The organism is Hydrogenophaga sp. SL48, from assembly GCF_021729865.1.
Lineage (GTDB): Bacteria > Pseudomonadota > Gammaproteobacteria > Burkholderiales > Burkholderiaceae_C > Hydrogenophaga.
In genome coordinates this window covers 4,629,668-4,649,310 of the sequence record NZ_CP063400.1, presented here as the reverse complement: position 1 = coordinate 4,649,310, position 19,643 = coordinate 4,629,668, and the positions used below count along the sequence as shown (strand labels likewise).

Genomic DNA, 19,643 nt, shown 5'->3' with positions numbered 1-19,643 from the left:
TTCCGACAACGACATTCAAGGAGAGGTGTGTGCATGAATTCCCTGTCTTCCCAGTGTTCCCTGCTGTGCGCCTGGCGCGGCTGGCCTGCGTCGTGGGCGCGGTGTGGTCTCTGATGGCCTGCCAGCCCACCGCACCCGCCGGGGCCCCCGGCACCGCCGTCGCCCAGTCCACGGGCGCACCGAAGAACGACAAGTCGGCGCAGGAACACCTCTACCGGGTCAACCCGGCGCCGAAGGAGGGGATTGAGGTCGAGTTCGAAATCCACGACGCGCCCGGGCCGTTTGCTGTGTTCAAGGGCGATCTGGCGTATCAGTCCTTCAACTGCAATTACGTCACCAGCGAATGGGCCGGAGCCCGAGCCTCTCCGTCTAGGGCGATGCCAGTCAACGTGTCCCAAGCTGGGAAGAATCGCTTTGTGGTCACAGCCTACCGGGATGCAATGCTGGATGAGGACTACTACGGCAAAGGCGTGTGTCACTGGGATCTGACTTCCATCCGGGTGGGGATCAGCGCGACTGGGGCCAAGGAAGACACGGTGTATGTCGTCCATCTGGTGTCAAAGGACATCAAACCTGGCTCGGTGATCAGACAGCACTACTGGAAGGGTGACTACCCTCAGCTGCCAGGAGTGGGAGACACGGGCAATTCGGGTCGAAGAGACCCCAGTGAATTTGGCCCAACGCATCGCGCCAATCTCTTCTCCATCACTGCGTCCGTAAAGGGCAAGTCATGAGCGTCAGCAGCCAGCAGTACGCAAATCTGGCACGCGATGCGTATCGAGGCTATCCAACAGGCTCGTTTTCCAGAAGCGACGCCCGACCTGAGACCATCGGCGGCATTGCATATCTGATCCGAACGCACGTGGACAACCCACGAACCGGCTACCAAGGCACGATCTATCAACGCGTCGACAACGGCGAGATCGTGGTGGCGCATCGCGGCACCGAGTTTGATCGGGAGGCCTTCAAGGACGGGGTTCTGGCGGATGCGGGCATGGTGCTCAACCGCTCCAACCTGCAAGCGGACGACGCCATCGCCCTGACGCGGCAGGCCCTGACCATCGCCCAGACAGAGCAGGCGCGTGGCCTGTCGACCGGCCCCGTCACCGTCACCGGCCACTCCCTCGGCGGCACGCTCGCCCAGGTCAGCGCGCACCACTTCGGCCTCACGGGCGAGACCTTCAACGCCTTCGGCGCGGCCAGCCTCGACCGCCGCATCCCCGAAGGTGGCCACTCGGTGATCAACCACGTGATGGCCGGCGACATGGTCAGTGCCGCCAGCCCGCACTTCGGTCAGGTCCGCATCCACGCGCGTGCGCAGGAGGTGGACACGCTGGCGGCCCACGGTTTCGACAACCAGACCCACTGGAGCGATCCGCTGCGGGGCCACCTCCCGGTCCACTACGCGACCGGCACCACACCACCGCGCACCATCGGCGCGGCCGTGGCCCTGGGCGACAGCCACCGCATGCACCACTTCGTCGATGTCGACGCCAACGGCCGGTCCGACCGCTCGGTGCTCAGCGACGGGCAGGCCCAGGCGCTGGCCGCGCGCAACGCGGTGCAGATCGACGAATACCGCCACGATGTCCGCCTCAAGCGCGGCATCATCACCGCCGTCGGGCGCGGGCTGGACGGGAACATCGAGGACACCATCGACCACTTGCGCGGGCCACTGGCACCGGGGGAGCCCGCGCAGCGGGACCGGTCTGGCGCCGCACCGACGTCGCGCAAGCACACCCAGCTCGACGTCGACCCCGACCGTCCGGCCTCGCTGGACGCCCTCCCGTCCGCATCGCGAGCGCTGCTCGTTGACAGCCGGCAGCAGGTGCAGCGCCTGGCCACCGAACACGGTCTGCCGTGGAACCAGGGGCTGGAGAACACCGCCTGGGCGCTCGCCCGGTCGGCGCAGGAGGCCGGCCTCAGCCGCATCACCCACCTCAAGGCCGACGGCAGCACGGTCCGTTTCGCGCAGCACGACGGCCAGACCCTGCGCGAAGGGCGGATCGACGCCATGGCGGCGGCCAACACGCCCGCCGGGCAGTCGCTGCAGGCCCTGGCCACAGAGCGCCCGGTCGAAGCACAGGTCGCCGAAGCCGTGCGCGGAACCACCAGGGAAACCGAGACCACCGCACGGGCCGTGTGACGGCCTGAGCGCCGCCCCAAGCAAACTCGCACCACAGTGCACCGCACGGAGGGTCGCCCCAAGCGACCCTGCCCGGGCACCCAAACGGCGGTTGAAAGGCGGCTTCTGTGGCTTGCCTGAAAATACAGCCCATGAAACACCTGACCCCCAAGCAAGCCTGGTCCTGGCTGCAGGCCGAGACTGAGCGCCGCGCCGCCGAGGGCCAGGATCCGCCGCTGTTCGTGGACGTGCGCATGGAGATCGAATCGCTCTACGTGGGGCGTCCTCCGGGGGTGGAGAACATCCCCTGGTACGAGTACCCCGACCTGACGCCCGACGCAGCCCGTTTTGCCGAGGCCGTGGTGGCCGAGGCGGGCGACAGGCAGCGCCCCGTGCTGCTGATCTGCCGCAGCGGCAAGCGCACGCTGGACGCGGGCGCCGCGCTGGAAGCGGTGGGCTTCACCGAGGTCTTGCACGTGGTGCACGGCTTCGAAGGTGATCTCAACGACGCGTTCAAGCGCTCTTCGCTCAACGGCTGGAGGTATGACGGACTGCCCTGGGAGCAGATGTGAGCGGACTGATCGACATTTCCTCCGAAGGCGAAACCCTGGAAACCTGCGCTGGCGTGCTGCAGGAGGTGTTCGGCTACGACGCGTTCCGCGGGCCGCAGGCCGACATCGTTCGCCACGTGAGCGAGGGCGGTGACGCCCTGGTGCTGATGCCCACGGGTGGCGGCAAGTCGCTGTGTTTCCAGATCCCGGCCATCGTGCGCGAGCGCGGCGGGCACGGGCTGACCGTGGTGGTGTCGCCGCTGATCGCGCTGATGCACGACCAGGTGGGCGCGCTGCTCGAAGCGGGCGTGGCCGCGGCCTTCCTGAACTCCAGCCTCAGCAGCGAAGAAGCGCAGGCGGTCGAGAAGCAGATGCTGCGTGGCGAGATCACCCTGCTCTACGCCGCGCCCGAGCGCCTGACCACGCCGCGTTTCCTGGCGCTGCTGGACTCGCTGCACGAGCGCGGCAAGCTCTCGATGTTTGCCATCGACGAGGCGCACTGCGTGAGCCAGTGGGGTCACGACTTCCGGCCCGAGTACCGCGCGCTGGTGGTGCTGCACGAGCGATTTGCCAGTGTGCCGCGCGTGGCGCTCACCGCCACCGCCGACGACCTGACGCGCGAAGACATCGTGACGCACCTGCAGCTGCAGGACGCGCGCCGCTTTGTCAGCAGCTTCGACCGGCCCAACATCCGCTACACCATCGTCGAGAAAAAGGACGGCACGCAGCAGTTGCTGCGCTTCATCCGCGACGAGCACTCGGGCGCCGACGGCCACGACGCGGGTGTCGTCTATTGCCAGTCGCGCAAGCGGGTGGAAGAGGTGGCCGGCATGCTGCGCGAGGCCGGCTTCAACGCCCTGCCTTACCACGCGGGGCTGGACGCGGCCCTGCGGCAGAAGCACCAGGACCGCTTCCTGCGCGAAGAAGGCGTGATCATGGTCGCGACCATCGCCTTCGGCATGGGCATCGACAAGCCCGACGTGCGCTTCGTGGCCCACCTGGACATGCCCAAGAACATCGAGGGCTACTACCAGGAGACCGGCCGCGCGGGCCGAGACGGCGAGGCCGCCAACGCCTGGATGGTCTACGGCCTGCAGGACGTGGTGAACCAGCGCCGCATGATCGACGAGAGTCCGGCGGCCGACGAATTCAAGCAGGTGCTGCGCGGCAAGCTCGACGCCCTGCTGACGCTGGCCGAGGCCAGCGACTGCCGGCGCGTGCGGCTGCTGTCGTACTTCGGCGAGCACAGCACGCCCTGCGGCAACTGCGACAACTGCATCAGCCCGCCCGCGCTGGACGACGCCACCGAATCGGCGCGCAAGCTGCTCTCGTGCATTTACCGCGTGCAGCAGTCCAGCGGCATGGCCTTCGGCGCCGGCCACATCATGGACATCCTGCGCGGCAAGGTGACCGAGAAGGTCACGCAATACGGCCACGACAAGCTCAGCACCTTCGGCATCGGCGCCGACCTGGGCGAAACGCAATGGCGCGCGCTGATGCGCCAGCTGATCGCACGCGAGGCCATCACCGTGGACTCGGCGCACTTCAACACCCTGCACCTGGCCGACGCGGCGCGCGCCATCCTGAAAGGCGAGACGCCGGTCTGGCTGCGGCACGCCAGCGAGAAGAAGGTCAGCTCGCGCAGCAGCGCCCGCAGCAAAAGTGCAGCGGCCACAGCACCCGATGGCAAACCGCTGTCGCTCGCGGAACGCGAGTGCCTGGACGCACTCAAGGCCTGGCGCGCCGAGGTGGCGCGCGAACACAACCTGCCGGCCTTCGTGATCTTTCACGACGCGACCCTGCGTGCGATCGCCGCTCAGAAACCGCGCTCGATGGCCGATCTGGATGGTGTGGCCGGCATCGGCCAGAAAAAACGCGAAGCCTACGGCGCCGAGGTGTTGCGGGTCGTGAGTGCTTTTGATTGATCGGTTGGCGGTCTGCACCGCCGCTGTGACCACCATCGATTGACCCGGCTTTCGCCCGGCGACCGCTCATCGGAGAGGGTGGGTGTCTTTCGCTGTCGACGCTCAAGGCGCGGCGGCACTGGTCGATGACAAAGGGGATGCCGAAGCAACCCCGCCCGGTCCACGATCACTCCCCGGGAGATCCCCATGTTTTTCAAGCTGCCCTGGTTTGGCCAGAAAAAGCCGAGCTACCACGACACCGAGGTGCTTGAGCTGGACTTTCTGGTGGACGAGTTCGAGGACGCGATGGCCGACATCAAGGATCCTGTGCGCACGCGGCTGCACGCCGCGCTGATCGGCTGCCAGAGCCCCAAGGACCTGTGGTTCCTGCGCGGCAAGTTGTTCAACCTGATTTCCAAACACCACTGCGAAGGCGTCGCACACAACCGCGTGGCCCGCCTGGACCAGAAGCTGCGGTTCTTTGTCGAGCACCATCCGGACCATGCGCCGGACGAACTGCCTTCGGGCCCGATGGCACTGCTTCAGTGACCCCACCGCGCCGCGCCTGAGGGCGCGTCACCCCCCAGGGGGCAACGCTGGCGGCCCGGCAAAGCCGGTTCCGCGGCGTTCTGGGTCAGGGGGCACTTTCTCCGGAGAGGGGTCTGTGCCCGCAGCGCTCTTCAACTTTTTTTCGTTGTGAAGGTCCTCCTCTGGCCCGTCCTTGTGACGGGCCTTTTTTTGGGCGTTCGCGGGTCTGGCGTGGGTCTTTCTAGAATCTCCCCATGACCGCTGCCCGCCCCCTGCTCATCGTCCAGACCGGGTCGACCCACGACCACATCCGCGAGCGCCTCGGTGACTTCCACGACTGGATCGCAGCGGGGCTGCGCGACGGCGGGGCCGAGGTGGTGGTGTTCGATGCCCAGGGCGACGCCCCTCCACCCGCGCCCGACACGGTGGCGGGCATCGTGCTCACGGGTTCGCACGCCATGGTGTCGGAGCGCGAACCCTGGAGCGAGGCGCTGGTGCCCTGGCTGCAGCAGGCGGTGCAGGCCGAGACGCCGGTGCTGGGCATCTGCTACGGCCACCAGCTGCTGGCCCACGCGCTGGGCGGCGAGGTGGCGCACCACCCCGGTGGCGTGGAGATCGGCACCGTGCGGGTGCAACGCCACGCCGTCGGGCAGAGCGACCCCTTGCTGGGCGACCTGCCCGACGAATTCGACGCGCAGGCCACGCACTGGCAATCGGTGCGTCGCCTGCCGCCGGGCGCGGTGCTGCTGGCGGGCAACGCCTTCGAGCCGCACCACGCTTTCCGCGTCGGCCGCAACGCCTGGGGCGTGCAGTTCCACCCCGAGTTTTCAGACGAGGCGCTGCGCAGCTACCTGGAGGGCCTGGGCCCGGTGCTGGAGCGCGAAGGGCGCGATGCAGCAGAGATCGCTGCAGCGCTCAGGCCCACGCCCGAGGCAGCGTCGGTGTTGCCCCGGTTTGCGCGGCTGGCGCTGGCGAGCTGATCGCTGGGCACCCGTTCTGCCCGGAGCGAGGTGCACCCAACCCAGGGCGCCGCGGGTCCGGGTTTCCCGGCCCGCAGGCGCCGCCCCCCTTGAGGGGGGTGACGCGTAGCGGCGCGGGGGGAGCTCTCTAATTCACGAAGCCCATGCCCCGCGCCTCACGCACCTCGGGTTTGATGCGGTGCTCGGCTTCGAGCTGTGACACAAAGTCCTCGGGCTTCAACGCCTCGGCCAGGATCTCGACCTGCCGCTTCACCGCCGCAAAATCGCCCGGGCACAGCTGCTCCAGCTTGGCCAGCCGCGCCGCCACCTCCGGGCTCAGGGCCGCCTCGTCGCCCCCCAGCGCTTCCACGATGAACATGCGACGGCGCTGATCGGCCAGGAGCGGTTTGAACTGGATCTTGAAAGTGAAGCGCCGCAGCGCCGCCTGGTCCAGGCTGTCGAGCAGGTTGGTGGTGCAGACGAAGATGCCGTTGTAACGCTCCATGCCCTGCAGCATCTCGTTGACCTCGGTCACCTCGTAGGTGCGCTGGGCGCCGCGCCGGTCCTGCAGAAAGCTGTCGGCCTCGTCCAGCAGCAGCACGGCTTTCTCGGCCTCGGCCTCGCGGAACATGGCGGCCATCTGCTGCTCGGTCTCGCCCACGAACTTGCTCACCAGGTCGCTCGCGCGGCGGATCATCAGCGGGCGCTCCAGCTGGCGGGCCAGGTACTCGGCCAGCGCGGTCTTGCCGGTGCCGGGCGCGCCGTAGAAACACAGCGTGCCGTGGCCGCGCGCCTTGAGCGCGTTGACGACGCGCGGCAGCTCGTAGCGCGAGCTGACGTTGAGCATGTCCAGGCTGTATTGCGTGACCTCGGGGCGCATGCCGGCGTCGGGCGTGCGGCCCAGCGCCAGGTCGGCGTTGCGCAGCTGGCGCTCGATCAGGTCGTCCAGCGACGGACCGGTCGCCACGGCCGACAGCTTGCGTCGTCCCCTGGTCTTGGCCGGCGGGCTGGCCAGGTGGGCGAAGCGCACGGCGGTGCGGATCTGCGCGGGCGTGAGTCCCTTGCGCGCGGTCAGCCGCCCCACCAGCGCCTCGGACACCGGCACGCCTTCGAGCGTCTTGCGCACCAGCTGCTCGCGCGCACCGGGCGGCGGGCTCTTGAGTTCGAGGTGGTAGGCGAAACGGCGGCGAAAGGCCGGGTCGATCTGCTCGATGCGGTTGGTCACCCAGATCGTGGGCACGGCGTTGGATTCGAGGATCTGGTTGACCCAGGCCTTGCCGCTCACGCTGCCGCTGTGCGGCGCGGTGACCTGGTCGGCGCGCGCCATGTACTGGGCCGCCTCGCTGGAGATCGGCGGGAACACGTCCTCCACCTCGTCGAACAGCAGCGCCGAGTGCGCCGTGCCCTTGAGAAACACCTGTGCGATCTGCAGCGAACGGTAGCGGTCGCGGCCCGAGAGCGCGTTGCCGTCGCGGTCGGCGTACTCCACCTCGAACAGCTCCAGGCTCGCGGCCTGTGCGACCACGCGCGCCAGCTCGGTCTTGCCGGTGCCGGGCGGGCCGTAGAGCAGGATGTTGACGCCCGGCTCCTTGCGCGCCACCGCCTCGCGCAGCAGCGCGCACAGCAGGTTCACATCGTCGGCGACGTAGTCGAAGTCTTTGCCGCTGAGCGCCGAGCGCGCGGCCGGGCGGGTGAACACCGCCATCAGCTCGCTTTCGTTGCGGTACTCGCGCATCAGCACCGGTGGCAGCTTTTCGCTGACCTTCATCAGGTCGGCCAGGTCGGTGATGTTGTGTTCGGAGATCAGGTTCTCGACCATGCCGATGCGCTCCAGCCGGGAGCCGGCGCGCAGCGCCTCGCCCACCTCGCTGGCCTTCACGCCCGCCACGTCGGCAATCGCCGCGTAGGCCTCGGGTGCGTTGTTGACCTTGAACTCCACCAGGATGGAGCGCAGGTCGCGCTGGTAACGCGCGAGCGTGCCGTAGAGCAGCAGCGCGCGCTCGGCGCGGTTGAGCTGCAGCAGACCGGCCAGGGCGTCGATGTTTTTCTCGACCAGGGTGGACTGCTTCTTCAGCGCGTGGCTGAGCCAGTCGCCGGTGACGGCCAGCACCGACAGCAGGTCTTTGGGCGACTCCTTGGCGTACTCGTCCAGGTAGAAGAACAGCGTGCCTTCTTCATAGGGGCCGCGCCAGACGCCGTACCGCTCCATGAAGGCGGCGGTGGAAAGCGTATCGTGGCCGGTCCAGAGTTCGTTGTCCTTGCAGCGGCGCTCCAGGAAGCCGCGCAGGCGCCCGAGCACGGTCAGGGGCCAGACCAGGTGGCGGCCGGCCAGGGCCAGCAGGGTGTTGAGGTCGCGGCGCACGTTGAAGCGCTGCCCCTGGCGGGCGGCGAGCGTGAGCACGAAGTGGGAGCACATCAGGTCCAACACCGGCGCATGCCGCAGGCTGGAGGGCACAAACACGCGCGCATCGAGCGCCGGGCTGTGCCGGGGCTCGGGGCCCGGGCGTGGCTCGGGCACGGTGTGTGTTGCAGGCGCTTTGCGCTGCAACAGGCGTTTGCTCATTCGGACACCTCCAGTCATCACAAAGGGGACCACCACAGGGGGGATGCGCGACCGCCAGGCGGCTTTGAAGCGGACCATAACCCAGCTTGATGAATCATGGAAGAGCGTCATGGAGCGTGTTCCAGCGATTTGTGGGGCTTTTTCCGAGCCTCCGTGACGGGGTACCGGTTGCACAATCGGGCGATGCTCAAACTCGAAGACATCGAAGCCGCCGCCCTGCGCCTGAACGGCCAGGTTCTGGACACGCCGTGTGTGGAATCCCGCACGCTTTCGCAACTCACCGGCTGCCAGGTGTTTCTCAAGTTCGAGAACCTGCAATACACCGCCTCGTTCAAGGAGCGCGGGGCCTGCAACAAGCTGGTGCAGCTGACGCCCGAAGAGCGCTTGCGCGGCGTGGTGGCCATGAGCGCGGGCAACCACGCGCAGGGCGTGGCCTACCACGCGCAGCGCCTGGGCCTGCGCGCGGTGATCGTCATGCCGCGCTTCACGCCCGGCGTGAAGGTGGAGCGCACGCGCGGCTTCGGCGCCGAGGTGGTGCTGCACGGCGACTCGCTGGAGGAATCGCGCGCCCACGCCCGCGATCTGTCGGCGCGCGAGGGCCTGGTGTTCGTGCACCCCTACGACGACGAAGCCATCGTCGCGGGCCAGGGCACGGTGGCGCTGGAGATGCTGCGCGCGCAACCCGACATCGACACCCTGGTGATCGCGGTGGGCGGCGGCGGGTTGATCAGCGGCATGGCGACCGCCGCCAAGGCGATCCGGCCCGACATCCAGATCGTCGGCGTGCAGACCGAACGTTTCCCCGCGATGTACAACGCCATCAAGGGCACGCACCTGCCCCAGGGCAACAGCACCATCGCCGAGGGCATCGCCGTGGGCACGCCCGGCACCCTCACCGAAGCCATCATCAGGGACAAGGTGGACGATCTGGTGCTGGTGGACGAGGGCGACATCGAACAGGCCATCGTGATGCTGCTGGAGATCGAGAAGACGCTGGTCGAAGGCGCGGGCGCCGCCGGTCTGGCCGCCGTGCTCAAGCACCCGGAACGCTTCGCGGGCCGCCGGGTCGGCCTGGTGCTCTGCGGCGGGAACATCGACCCGCTGCTGTTGGCCTCGATCATTGAGCGCGGCATGGTGCGCGCCGGCCGGCTCGCGCGCATCGTGGTCAGCGCGCGCGACGTGCCGGGCAACCTGGCGCGCATCACCACCATCGTGGCCGAGGCCGGCGCCAACGTCGACGAGGTGCACCACCAGCGCGCCTTTACCCTGCTCGCGGCGCAGAACGTGTCGATCGAGCTGGTGCTGCAGACGCGCGGTCGCGAGCACATCGCCGAGGTGATCCGGCAACTGCAGGCGCAGGGGTTCGAGGCGGCGCTGGTCTGAATGACCTGAACGCTGGCGATCCGTCGGGCACGCTGGCACAAGGGGCGTGAACGCAGCGCCCTGCGCGCCCCGCCCGCGATACCGTAACGGAATGTGGAAGCCCTCCAGCGGTTGACGCTGTGCCGTTCCCGCTTGCATCATGAGCCTCTGACGATGGTCGACCAACGGAGGCGTTTCATGAACACCAACACCTTGTGGGATTCGCTGCAAAGCACCCTCGGCACGCACATTCCCCAGTTGCTGGGGGCGCTGGCCATCTTCATTCTGGGCTGGCTGATCGCCGTGATCGTGCGCGCGGCGGTGCGCAAGAGCCTGGGCTTCATCGGCGTCAACCACCGCTTCGGCAAGCTCACCGGCACCGGCGTGGACATCGAGGGCGCGGTCGGGCTCGGGCTGTTCTGGGTGGTGATCCTGCTCACGCTGGTCGCGGTCTTCAACTCGCTGAACCTGGCCATCGTCTCCGGCCCGTTCTCGGCCTTCGCCACCCAGCTGTTTGCCTACGCGCCGCGCGTGTTCGGCGGCCTGGTGCTGGCGCTGGTGGCCTGGCTGGTCGCGAGCGTGGTCCGGGCGCTGTCGCAGAAGCTGCTGGACAAGACCACGCTGGACGAGAAGCTGTCGGAACACGCCGACATGTCGCCCATCAGCGAGAGCCTCTCGGGCGCCCTGTTCTGGCTGGTGATCCTGCTGTTCGTGCCGGCCATCCTCGGCGCGCTGCAGATGGAGGGCCTGCTCGATCCGCTCAAGGCCATGGTGACCAAGACGCTGGACATGCTGCCCAACGCCATGGGCGCTTTCGTCATCGGCGCGGTGGGCTGGATCGTGGCAACGGTGCTGCGCAACATCACCACCCACCTGAGCCGCACCGCCGGCATCGACCGTCTGGGCGGCCGGGCCGGGCTGAACGAAACGGTGAAACCGTCGGCGGTGCTGGGCATGCTGGTGTTCGTGGCGGTGTTCCTGCCCTCGCTGATCGCCGCGCTCGACGCGCTGAAGATCGAGGCGATATCGAAGCCCGCGACCGACATGCTGTCGATGATGCTGGCGGCCGTGCCGCACATCATCGCGGCCGGCCTGATCCTGGTCGTGACCTGGCTGGTGGCGTCGTTTGCCAGCCAGCTGCTCGCCAGCCTGCTGGCCACGCTGGGCTTTGACTCCCTGCCCGAACGCGTGGGCCTGGCCCACGCCTTCAAGACCACCAGCGCCTCGACCACGGTCGGGCGCGTGGCGCTGTTCTTCGCGATGCTGTTCGCCTCGGTCGAGGCCGCCGCCCAGCTCGGTTTCAAGCAGTTCAGCGACATCGTCTCCACCTTCATCCGCTTCGGCGGTGACATCCTGCTCGGCTCGGCCATCCTGGTCATCGGCTTCTGGCTGGCCAACGTGGCCTACGACGCGATCGACCGCGCCAGCGGGCCGTCTTCGCGCGGCCTGGCGCGCATCGGCCGCTTCGCCATCCTGGCGCTGGTGATCGCCATGGGCCTGCGTGCCATGGGCATCGCCGACGACATCGTCAACCTCGCCTTCGGCCTCACACTGGGCGCCGTGGCGGTGGCGGTCGCGCTGTCGTTTGGCCTGGGTGGTCGCGAGGCGGCGGGCAAACTCATGGAACACTGGCTGTCCCGCTTCCGCCGCCACGACGAACCATGACCCCACCCACGACCCCTCCCATGGACACACCCGCCACCACCCCCGCCATCACCACCGACACCCTGCAATCCGCGCTCAGCGACTGGTTCGCGCCCTGGGTGCAGGCGCTGGGTCTGAAGGTCGAGTCCTTCCAGACCGACGCGGTGGTGCTGCGCCTGCCGCAGAACCCGGCGCTCAGCCGCATCGGGGGCATGGTCTGCGGCCAGGCGCTGATGGCCGCCGCCGACACCGCCATGGTGCTGGCCATCGTCACCCGCCTGGGCAACCAGCGGCCCATGACCACGGTGCAGCTCAACTCCAGCTTTCTCAAACCGCTGGCCAACCAGGATGCCCTGGTCACGGCACGGGTCCTGCGCGCGGGCAAGAACCTGGTGTTCGGCGAGATCGACATCGTGGCGGCGGGCGACGGCAAAAGCGTGTGCCGCGCCAGCACCACCTACGCCCTGCTCTGAGCCGCCGAGGCACCGGCCGCTGTACGGCGACACCGGCCGCGATTTAGAATCGCGGCTGATTTTTGTCAAAAACACCCGGAGAGTTCCATGTCCCACCCCGCTCACGACAGCCACACCGACCAGCCGCAGGACGTGGTGGAGTCCATCGTTCCGCTCATGCCCGTCGTGCTGCCCGTGGCCGGCGCCGTGCTGATTTTCCTGCTGGCCTTCATCGCCGTGTTCATGGCCTGATCCCGACCGCCAGCGCCGCCTCATGGCCGGCACCCTTCGTGGGTGGCCGGCTTTTGTTTTTTTGATGCCCAGCGAACGGCGCGATTCGCCCAGGGCACAGCGGGTGGGCAAGCGATCTCCGGAGCGCAGTGCCCAAACCCAGGATGCGGTGGAACCGGCTTCGCCGGGCCACTCGCATCGCCCCCTTGAGGGGGTCGCGCGGAGCGCGGCGGGGGTGTTTCAGACGCTCACCACCGTGCCCTGGTGGTACAGCGCCGACCAAGCATCGCCGTCGCGTCGCCAGACCGTCAGCCGCCGCGTCACCCGGCTGGGCTGGCGCAGGCGATAGGTCAGCAGATAGACACCCGGGCCCGCTTCCTGCAGGTGGTGTTCGTCGGTGAGCCAGGTGGCCGGATCGGGACGGCCATGTCGATCGGCCAGCACCTGGCGCGCGAAGGCCCGGCTGTAACAGCGGCCGGTCGCGCCCACCTCCCAGAAACCGGGATCGACCAGCCGGTCGAAATCCGCAGGCGTGGCGTCGGGGTACGCGGCGTGGTACAGGTCTTCCAGCGGGCGCAGCTCGTCGAGCAGGGGCGCCAGGTGCGGCGCCAAGGTCAGTTCGGGTTCCATGCCGCGACTCTAGCGCCCGCCACGTGCGCTGGCCATGAGGAAAACCGGCATCAGGTTATGCATGTCTTGCATGTAACTTGCCGGTAACTGACCCGGGTTTTTTTTAAAATCAGTGGGTTAGGCCGACACACGGACCAAAACCCGGGTTCACCCGCCCTCTTTTTGGCCTTTGCGCTGCTCTCGACTCACGCCAGCAGCCCCGAGCGCCGACCGCCCTTCTTTGCCCAGGGGATCTTTTTCAGCCGCCCGCCCGTTTCACCGTGGCCAGCGGCTGTTGGTGTCGCTTGGGCCTGCCGCTTTACAACTTCTGGAGCCTTTTTCCATGAACTCTCCCGTGATGCAGGGCCTGAACCTCAACACCCCGTCCTTCGTGAAACACGCGCGACTGATCGCGTGGGTCGCCGACATGGTCGCGCTGTGCAAGCCCGCCGATGTCTACTGGTGCGATGGCAGCCAGGAAGAATACGACCGCCTGTGCCAGCAGCTGGTGGACGCCGGCACTTTCAAGAAGCTGAACCCTGCCAAGCGCCCGGGCTCGTTCCTGGCCTGTTCCGATCCGTCGGACGTGGCGCGCGTCGAAGACCGCACCTTCATCTGCTCCGCCAAGAAGGAAGACGCCGGCCCGACCAACAACTGGATGGAGCCGGCCCAGATGCGCCAGACGCTGCAGCCGCTGTTTGACGGCTGCATGAAGGGCCGCACCATGTACGTGGTGCCGTTCTCGATGGGCCCGCTGGGTTCGCACATCGCCCACATCGGCATCGAGCTGACCGACAGCGCCTACGTGGCGGTGAACCAGAAGCTGATGACCCGCATGGGCAAGGCCGTGTACGACGTGTTGGGCACCACCGGCGACTTCGTGCCCTGCATGCACACCGTGGGCGCGCCCCTGGCCGAAGGCCAGAAAGACACGTCCAGCTGGCCCTGCAACCCGACCACCAAGTACATCGTGCACTACCCCGAGACGCGCGAGATCTGGTCCTACGGCTCGGGCTACGGCGGCAACGCGCTGCTGGGCAAGAAGTGTTTCGCGCTGCGCATCGCCTCCAACATGGGCCGCGAGCAGGGCTGGCTGGCCGAGCACATGCTGATCCTGGGCGTGACCAATCCCGAAGGCAAGAAGTACCACGTGGCGGCTGCCTTCCCCAGCGCCTGCGGCAAGACCAACTTCTCCATGCTGGTGCCGCCGGAAGCCGGTTTCGCGGGCTGGAAGGTCACCACCATCGGTGACGACATCGCCTGGATCAAGCCGCACGCCGACGGCAAGCTCTACGCCATCAACCCCGAAGCGGGTTACTTCGGCGTGGCGCCCGGCACCAACATGCACACCAACCCGAACTGCATGCGCTCGCTGGACAAGAATGTGATCTTCACCAACGTGGCGCTGACCGACGACGGCGACGTCTGGTGGGAAGGCATGGAGAAGGACGGCGGCGGCGTGCCCGCGCACCTGATCGACTGGCAAGGCAAGGACTGGACGCCCGAGATCGCCAAGGCCACCGGCGCCAAGGCCGCGCACCCCAACTCGCGCTTCACCGTCGCCGCCACCAACAACCCCGCGCTCGACCCGCAGTGGGACGACGCCAACGGCGTGGCCATCGACGCCTTCATGTTCGGCGGCCGCCGCAGCACCACCGTGCCGCTGGTGACCGAGGCCAACAGCTGGACCGAGGGCGTGTACATGGCCGCCACCATGGGCAGCGAGACCACCGCCGCCGCCTTCGGCGCGCAGGGCGTGGTGCGCCGCGACCCCTTCGCCATGCTGCCGTTCTGCGGCTACAACATGAGCGACTACTTCCAGCACTGGCTCAACATGGAGCAGGCCGTGGCCAAGACCGGCGCGGCCCTGCCCAAGATGTTCTGCGTGAACTGGTTCCGCAAGAACGCCGAAGGCAAGTTCGTCTGGCCCGGCTATGGCGACAACATGCGCGTGCTGAAGTGGATGATCGACCGCATCGAGGGCAGGGCCCAGGGCGAAACCACGATGTTCGGCACCGCCCCGGCCTACGCCGAGATCAACTGGACCGGCCTGGACTTCAACGCCGAGCAGTTCAAGACCGTGACCAGCATCGACAAGGCCGCCTGGGTCGAAGAGCTCAAGCTGCACGACGCCCACTTCGAGCAGCTGGCCTACCACCTGCCCCAAGAGCTGGTGGCCACCAAGGCCGAGCTGGAAAAGCGCCTCGCGGCCGTCTGATCGCTGCGTCAACCGCCCAACAAAAAGCCCCGCGACGCGGGGCTTTTTTCATGGCGCGGGCCAAAGGGCCGGCTCAGACTGCTTCCAAGACACCGGAGCAACGCCCGGCACGCATGAAGGGGAGCGCACCAGGGCACCGCCGGGCCGGCTTCGCCGGACGGCCAGTGCCGCCCCCTGGGGGGTCGCGCGAAGCGCGGCGGGGGGCGCCCATTCAATGCCGCCCTTCGTTCTGGTTGTATCGCATGATGCGGCCGTGGCGCCCGTCCTTGTCGCGCTCGATGTCGTAGCAGTCGCCCGGCGGGCCGGTGCGCCGTGCCAGCAGCGGGTCCAGCCGGGCGTGGTCCTCGGCGTCCAGGCGCAGGGCTTCGATGCGACGGGCCGAAGGCAGGTGGCGCGTGGACGTGAATCCCATGATGGCGCTGGCCACCTGAGGCCGGTCGATCACCCAGCGGGTGGCCACATCGCCCAGACCCACGCCATGGCGCTGGGCGATGGCCTGCAGCGCGGCCAGCAGCTCCTGGAACAGGGACCAGCCCCCGAAGTCTTCAATGATCAGCCTGTACTTGGCGTGCGAGCGGTTGGCCAACGGCTCGACCGGTTCGGGCTGACCCAGCCAGGTGTCGCTCAGCAGGCCGCCCGCCAGCGTGCCGTAACACAGCAACTGCAGCCCACGCTCGCGGCACAGATCCACCAGGCCCCTTTCCGGACGGCTGTCGAGCAGCGAGTACTGCACCTGGGTGCTGACCAGCGGGACGCCGGCGTCGAGGATTTCTCGCGTGAGCCGGGTGTTGAAATTGGTCAGCCCCAGGTGGGCGATCTTGCCTTCGCGCCGCAGATCGGCCAGCACGCCCAGGGCTTCCACATAACCTGGCTGGGCGAGGTTCCACCAGTGGAACTGCACCAGGTCCAGCTGTTCCACGCCGAGCCGCGACAGCGAGCGGTCGATGATCGAGGTGAGGTAGCCGCGGTCGCAGTCCGCGAGGCGGTCGTAGTCGGGCACGCACTTGGTGTGCACCTGCAGGCGGCGCGCCAGCGCGGGATGGGCCTGCCGGAAGCGGCCGATCAGCGCCTCGACACCGATGTAGTGGTCGGCACAGTCGAAGGTGGTCATGGCGGCCTCGACGAAGGCCGCCATGTCGCTCACGGCCTGGGTCTCGTCGACCGTGCCATGGCCGCCGGCCAGGTGCCAGCAGCCTTTGATGAGGCGTGAGGCCCGGTAGCCCGGCGCCAGCTCGGTGGTGAAGTTGCTCATGGTGTGGTGTCGGAATCGGTGGAGGGACCGAGCGGCTCGGCGGTGACCGCGGCGTGGCTGAAGCGGCGCGTGCCGCAACGCTTGACGACGAACCGGGCGCTGCAGTTCGGGTCGGGGCACGCGACCCGCGCGTCGGTGCTCATCCAGTCGTTGGGGTGGCAGGGGCGCTGCTTGGCCGGCAGGATGGGCAGCAGCGCCGCCAGCGTGTAGATGGACCACGACTGACCGGGCGGGAAGTGCAGCTGCTCGCCGTGCAGCTCGAAGTGGTCGCCCGGCTTCGCCTTGCACCAGCACGGCCCGTCTCCCTCCCACTCGACCCGCAGGTCGAACAGCTCGAAGTGGTCGTCGCCGGCCGCCGGGTTCATTTGCTGACGCCCAGTTCGCGCGACACGCTGTCGATCAGCGCGCGGTACTCGTCCAGGGCCTGTTTGGCGGCGGGTGACTTCTTGCCGGCTTCCACCAGCCACTCGTCCTGCACAAAGGCGAGCTTGGTGCGCAGCTCCTGCAGCAGCGGACCCTGCACCGGGGTCACCTTCACGCCTGCCGCGGCCAGCTGGCGGTCGGCGTCGTCTTCCTTGGCCTGCCAGACGGTGGCGAAGCGGCGCACCATGACCTCGCCCGACAGCTTCTCGATCGCGGCGCGGTCGCGCGGTTCGAGCGCGGCCCACTTGGCGGCGTTGACCACCAGGTACTGGCTCGAATGTGCGAAGCCGCCCGGCACGTAGGAGGCCGTGGGCATGTGCTGGGTCATCTTGAAGGCGACGACGGTCTCCTTCTGCTGGAACATGCCCTGGATGACCCCGCGCGAGACCTGCTCGTAGGCTTCGGACAGCGGCGAGGAGATCGGGGTCATGCCCAGCGAACGGGTGATCTTCTCGACCGTGGTGCCCGGCACGCGGATCTTGATGCCGCTGACGGCGGCGGTGGTGGTCAACGCATTGGCCTTGGTGAACAGCTGGTAAGGGCCGTTGGTCCACAGTCCCAGCAGCACGGTGCCTTCGTGTTCGTTCGCCTTGGCGAAATGCTTCTGGTAGGTGCGCCAGTAGGCGAGCGAGTTCACCACCGCGTGGTCGGTGGTGAAGGGCAGCTCGGCCAGCTCGGTGAGCTTGAAGCGGTTGGGCGTGTACGCGTGCACGCTGAAGGCGATGTCGGCCACGCCGTTCTTCACCAGGTCGTAGTGGGCCGGTGGCGCGCCCAGCGCGGGCAGCACCTGGATCTTGACGCGGCCCTCGGTGGCCTTCTCGACGTCCGCCGCCCAGGGCTGGACCATCTCGGTGACCACGTGGTGGGTCGGCGGCAACCAGTTCGAAAAGCGCCAGACGGTCTGGGCCTGCGCGGCGAAAGCGAGGCTGCCCAGGGCGGTGATCGCCAGGGTCTGACGCAAAAGGCGGGAAGCGGCCATTGGAATGCTCCTTGGTGGGTTGGCGGGGGAAATCAGGTGATGGAGGGCAGCCACAGCGCAATGGACGGAACGGCCAGCAGGATGCCGAGGCGGATCACGTCGGCGACGACGAAGGTGCTGGTGCCCCGGAACACCACATTCAGCGGCACCGACGGGATCTGGCTGGCCAGCATGTAGACGTTCATGCCCACCGGGGGCGTGATCAGCGCGACCTCGATCAGGGTGACGATCAGGATGCCGAACCACACGGGATCGATGCCGTAGGACACCACCAGGGGGAACACGATGGGCAAGGTCAGCAGCAGCATGGACATGCTTTCCAGGAAGCAGCCGAGCACGATGTACATGGCGCAGACGATCAGCAGGAACTGCATGGACGTGAGGTCCAGCCCCTGGAACGCCCCGCTGAGCCAGGGCGAAAAGCCCGAGACGGTGATGTACTTGGACAGCACCAGGGCACCGATCAGGATGATGAACAGGCTGCCGCTGGTGATGGCGGTTTCGCGCAGCACCTTGGCCAGCATGGCGCGGCTCAACTTGCCACGCACGGCCACGATGGCGAACGCGCCGGCCGCCCCGACGCCCGCCGCCTCGGTGGGCGTGAACCAGCCGCCGTAGAGGCCACCGATCACCAGCCCGAACAGCACCGCCACGGAGGACACGCCGCGCAACGCCTCCCAGCGTTCGCGCCAGGTGCTGCGCTCCCCGGGAGGGGCCGACTGGGGGTGGCGCCAGGTGTAGAACAACACGGCGCCCACATACAGCAGCGCCCCCAGCAGACCCGGCAGCACACCGGCGATGAACAGCATGCCGATGTCGGTCTGGGTCATGATGCCGTAGATCATCAGCGCCACGCTGGGCGGGATCATGATGCCCAGCGTGCCCGCAGACGCGATGGAACCGGTGGACAGCGCGTCGCTGTAGCCGTAGCGCTTCATCTCGGGGTAGGCCACCCGCGTCATCGCCGCCGAGGTGGCCAGGCTGCTGCCGCAGATGGCCGCGAACGCGGCGCAGGCCAGCACGGTGGCGATCGCCAGGCCACCGCGCAGGTGGCCCACGAAGCGGTAGGTGGCACGGTAGAGCTCGCGCGAGATGTCGGCCTCGTTGATCAGGTTGCCCATCAGGATGAACAGCGGCACCACGGTGAGGGTGTAGCTGTTCACGGTGCTGAAGGCGGACTCGCCCACCATGAACAGGGTCGGGTCCCAGCCCACCACGCCGAGAAAACCGATCACGCCCGTCAGCAGCAGGGCGACCGCGATCGGCACCTCCAGCGCGATCAGCAACAGCATCGCGGCCAGGGCGATCAGGGTGGGCGTCATTCGGCGCTCCCGGACGTGCGGCGTGTCCACAGCGCCAGCAGCGCCGACAGCGCCAGGGCCAGCGCGCCGAAGCCGGCCACCCAGGCCAGCGGCACCTCGATGTAGGGCGCGCGGTCGCCCGCCTCGGCCATCCGGAACATGTACTGCAGCAGCGCCCAGGCCAGGTAGCCCAGGGCCAGCGCCGACAGCACGCGGCGCAGCTCCCGCAGCGAGCGTCGGACCCAACGCGGGGCGGTGGTCCACATCTGCAGGATGCCCGCGCGCACGTGTTCATCGCGTGCGGTCACCAGCGGAAGCGAGGCGTAGATCAGCAGCCCCATGAGCAAGGCGGTCAGTTCGTAGGCGCCGGTGACCGGTCGGCCCACGACACGCAGCGCGACATCGCCGAACGCGACGACGGCCATGAGCGCCAGCACGGCGCTGGCGACCCCGGCAAACCAGCGGGCGGGCGCGGGATCAGCGGGTGCGGGCTTGTCGAGCGGGGGAGTGGGTTCCATGGCGTCACCTCATTTGTGATCACA

At 68.0% G+C, this 19,643-nt stretch carries 18 protein-coding genes; 11 read left to right on the top strand and 7 right to left on the bottom strand.

Going from position 1 to position 19,643, the window contains the following annotated elements; translation table 11 throughout:
• Window positions 1-29 precede the first annotated feature (29 nt).
• The 6 genes from IM738_RS22015 (at window position 30) to IM738_RS21990 (ending at window position 6,088) form a co-directional block, all read left to right on the top strand.
• Window positions 30-734 carry a hypothetical protein gene (locus IM738_RS22015; RefSeq protein ID WP_236963164.1) on the top strand — a complete coding sequence of 235 codons (705 nt, stop codon included), beginning with the start codon at window positions 30-32 and terminating at the stop codon, window positions 732-734.
• Between the two features lie 128 nt (window positions 735-862).
• Entirely contained in the window at window positions 863-2,146 is a 1,284-nt protein-coding gene (locus tag IM738_RS22010) for an XVIPCD domain-containing protein (RefSeq protein WP_236963163.1), read from the top strand.
• Window positions 2,147-2,277: 131 nt separating this feature from the next.
• The gene (locus tag IM738_RS22005) at window positions 2,278-2,697 is read left to right on the top strand and encodes a rhodanese-like domain-containing protein (protein WP_236963162.1); all 420 of its coding nucleotides are present in this window, start codon (window positions 2,278-2,280) and stop codon (window positions 2,695-2,697) included.
• Window positions 2,694-4,601, top strand: coding sequence for a DNA helicase RecQ (gene recQ, locus IM738_RS22000; protein ID WP_442908460.1), 1,908 nt, complete (start codon window positions 2,694-2,696; stop codon window positions 4,599-4,601). Before IM738_RS22005 ends, recQ begins: the two co-directional genes overlap by 4 nt.
• Before the next feature lie 186 nt (window positions 4,602-4,787).
• Window positions 4,788-5,129, top strand: coding sequence for a hypothetical protein (locus IM738_RS21995; RefSeq protein ID WP_236963161.1), 342 nt, complete (start codon window positions 4,788-4,790; stop codon window positions 5,127-5,129).
• Between the two features lie 233 nt (window positions 5,130-5,362).
• Window positions 5,363-6,088, top strand: a complete 726-nt coding sequence (locus IM738_RS21990) for a glutamine amidotransferase (RefSeq protein WP_236963160.1) — start codon at window positions 5,363-5,365, stop codon at window positions 6,086-6,088.
• Window positions 6,089-6,215: 127 nt separating this feature from the next.
• On the opposite strand, the gene IM738_RS21985 is transcribed toward IM738_RS21990, so the two are convergent.
• A complete protein-coding gene (locus IM738_RS21985; protein ID WP_236963159.1) occupies window positions 6,216-8,630 on the bottom strand; it encodes an ATP-binding protein in 2,415 nt (804 codons plus the stop codon).
• Between the two features lie 183 nt (window positions 8,631-8,813).
• Here IM738_RS21985 and IM738_RS21980 point away from each other — a divergent pair, with 183 nt between their 5' ends.
• The 4 genes from IM738_RS21980 (at window position 8,814) to IM738_RS21965 (ending at window position 12,340) form a co-directional block, all read left to right on the top strand.
• A complete protein-coding gene (locus IM738_RS21980; protein ID WP_236963158.1) occupies window positions 8,814-10,013 on the top strand; it encodes a threonine ammonia-lyase in 1,200 nt (399 codons plus the stop codon).
• Between the two features lie 177 nt (window positions 10,014-10,190).
• Window positions 10,191-11,657 carry a mechanosensitive ion channel gene (locus IM738_RS21975; RefSeq protein WP_236963157.1) on the top strand — a complete coding sequence of 489 codons (1,467 nt, stop codon included), beginning with the start codon at window positions 10,191-10,193 and terminating at the stop codon, window positions 11,655-11,657.
• 20 nt (window positions 11,658-11,677) lie between these two features.
• The gene (locus IM738_RS21970) at window positions 11,678-12,109 is read left to right on the top strand and encodes a PaaI family thioesterase (RefSeq protein ID WP_236963156.1); all 432 of its coding nucleotides are present in this window, start codon (window positions 11,678-11,680) and stop codon (window positions 12,107-12,109) included.
• An 87-nt stretch (window positions 12,110-12,196) separates the two neighbouring features.
• Window positions 12,197-12,340: a hypothetical protein gene (locus IM738_RS21965; protein ID WP_171984847.1), complete on the top strand. Its 144-nt coding sequence runs from the start codon at window positions 12,197-12,199 to the stop codon at window positions 12,338-12,340.
• Between the two features lie 219 nt (window positions 12,341-12,559).
• On the opposite strand, the gene IM738_RS21960 is transcribed toward IM738_RS21965, so the two are convergent.
• Window positions 12,560-12,949 carry a nuclear transport factor 2 family protein gene (locus IM738_RS21960; protein WP_236963155.1) on the bottom strand — a complete coding sequence of 130 codons (390 nt, stop codon included), beginning with the start codon at window positions 12,947-12,949 and terminating at the stop codon, window positions 12,560-12,562.
• 322 nt (window positions 12,950-13,271) lie between these two features.
• Between IM738_RS21960 and IM738_RS21955 the strand changes: the two genes are divergently transcribed.
• Complete coding sequence (locus tag IM738_RS21955) at window positions 13,272-15,146, top strand: phosphoenolpyruvate carboxykinase (GTP) (protein ID WP_236963154.1); 1,875 nt, start codon at window positions 13,272-13,274, stop codon at window positions 15,144-15,146.
• Window positions 15,147-15,357: 211 nt separating this feature from the next.
• Here the strand turns inward: IM738_RS21955 and IM738_RS21950 are convergent, their stop codons facing one another.
• Genes IM738_RS21950 through IM738_RS21930 form a run of 5 tightly spaced genes read right to left on the bottom strand, consistent with a single transcriptional unit; the run spans window position 15,358 to window position 19,619 of the window.
• A complete protein-coding gene (locus tag IM738_RS21950; RefSeq protein ID WP_236963153.1) occupies window positions 15,358-16,398 on the bottom strand; it encodes an aldo/keto reductase in 1,041 nt (346 codons plus the stop codon).
• Window positions 16,395-16,763: a TIGR04076 family protein gene (locus tag IM738_RS21945; protein WP_236963152.1), complete on the bottom strand. Its 369-nt coding sequence runs from the start codon at window positions 16,761-16,763 to the stop codon at window positions 16,395-16,397. Before IM738_RS21945 ends, IM738_RS21950 begins: the two co-directional genes overlap by 4 nt.
• A complete protein-coding gene (locus IM738_RS21940; protein ID WP_236963151.1) occupies window positions 16,760-17,800 on the bottom strand; it encodes a TRAP transporter substrate-binding protein in 1,041 nt (346 codons plus the stop codon). Before IM738_RS21940 ends, IM738_RS21945 begins: the two co-directional genes overlap by 4 nt.
• A gap of 32 nt (window positions 17,801-17,832) precedes the next feature.
• A complete protein-coding gene (locus IM738_RS21935) occupies window positions 17,833-19,122 on the bottom strand; it encodes a TRAP transporter large permease (RefSeq protein WP_236963150.1) in 1,290 nt (429 codons plus the stop codon).
• The gene (locus tag IM738_RS21930; protein WP_236963149.1) at window positions 19,119-19,619 is read right to left on the bottom strand and encodes a TRAP transporter small permease; all 501 of its coding nucleotides are present in this window, start codon (window positions 19,617-19,619) and stop codon (window positions 19,119-19,121) included. The genes IM738_RS21935 and IM738_RS21930 overlap by 4 nt, the downstream gene beginning before the upstream one ends.
• Between the last annotated feature and the right edge of the window lie 24 nt (window positions 19,620-19,643).

Coding starts and splice junctions, on each gene's coding strand:
- IM738_RS21940 (WP_236963151.1), bottom strand. CDS start 17,800: ATGGCCGCTTCCCGCCTTTTGCGTCAGACCCTGGCGATCACCGCCCTG.
- IM738_RS21975 (WP_236963157.1), top strand. CDS start 10,191: ATGAACACCAACACCTTGTGGGATTCGCTGCAAAGCACCCTCGGCACG.
- IM738_RS22005 (WP_236963162.1), top strand. CDS start 2,278: ATGAAACACCTGACCCCCAAGCAAGCCTGGTCCTGGCTGCAGGCCGAG.
- IM738_RS21945 (WP_236963152.1), bottom strand. CDS start 16,763: ATGAACCCGGCGGCCGGCGACGACCACTTCGAGCTGTTCGACCTGCGG.
- IM738_RS21965 (WP_171984847.1), top strand. CDS start 12,197: ATGTCCCACCCCGCTCACGACAGCCACACCGACCAGCCGCAGGACGTG.
- IM738_RS21960 (WP_236963155.1), bottom strand. CDS start 12,949: ATGGAACCCGAACTGACCTTGGCGCCGCACCTGGCGCCCCTGCTCGAC.
- IM738_RS21970 (WP_236963156.1), top strand. CDS start 11,678: ATGGACACACCCGCCACCACCCCCGCCATCACCACCGACACCCTGCAA.
- IM738_RS21950 (WP_236963153.1), bottom strand. CDS start 16,398: ATGAGCAACTTCACCACCGAGCTGGCGCCGGGCTACCGGGCCTCACGC.
- IM738_RS21985 (WP_236963159.1), bottom strand. CDS start 8,630: ATGAGCAAACGCCTGTTGCAGCGCAAAGCGCCTGCAACACACACCGTG.
- IM738_RS21930 (WP_236963149.1), bottom strand. CDS start 19,619: ATGGAACCCACTCCCCCGCTCGACAAGCCCGCACCCGCTGATCCCGCG.
- IM738_RS21980 (WP_236963158.1), top strand. CDS start 8,814: ATGCTCAAACTCGAAGACATCGAAGCCGCCGCCCTGCGCCTGAACGGC.
- IM738_RS21935 (WP_236963150.1), bottom strand. CDS start 19,122: ATGACGCCCACCCTGATCGCCCTGGCCGCGATGCTGTTGCTGATCGCG.
- IM738_RS21990 (WP_236963160.1), top strand. CDS start 5,363: ATGACCGCTGCCCGCCCCCTGCTCATCGTCCAGACCGGGTCGACCCAC.
- IM738_RS21955 (WP_236963154.1), top strand. CDS start 13,272: ATGAACTCTCCCGTGATGCAGGGCCTGAACCTCAACACCCCGTCCTTC.
- IM738_RS21995 (WP_236963161.1), top strand. CDS start 4,788: ATGTTTTTCAAGCTGCCCTGGTTTGGCCAGAAAAAGCCGAGCTACCAC.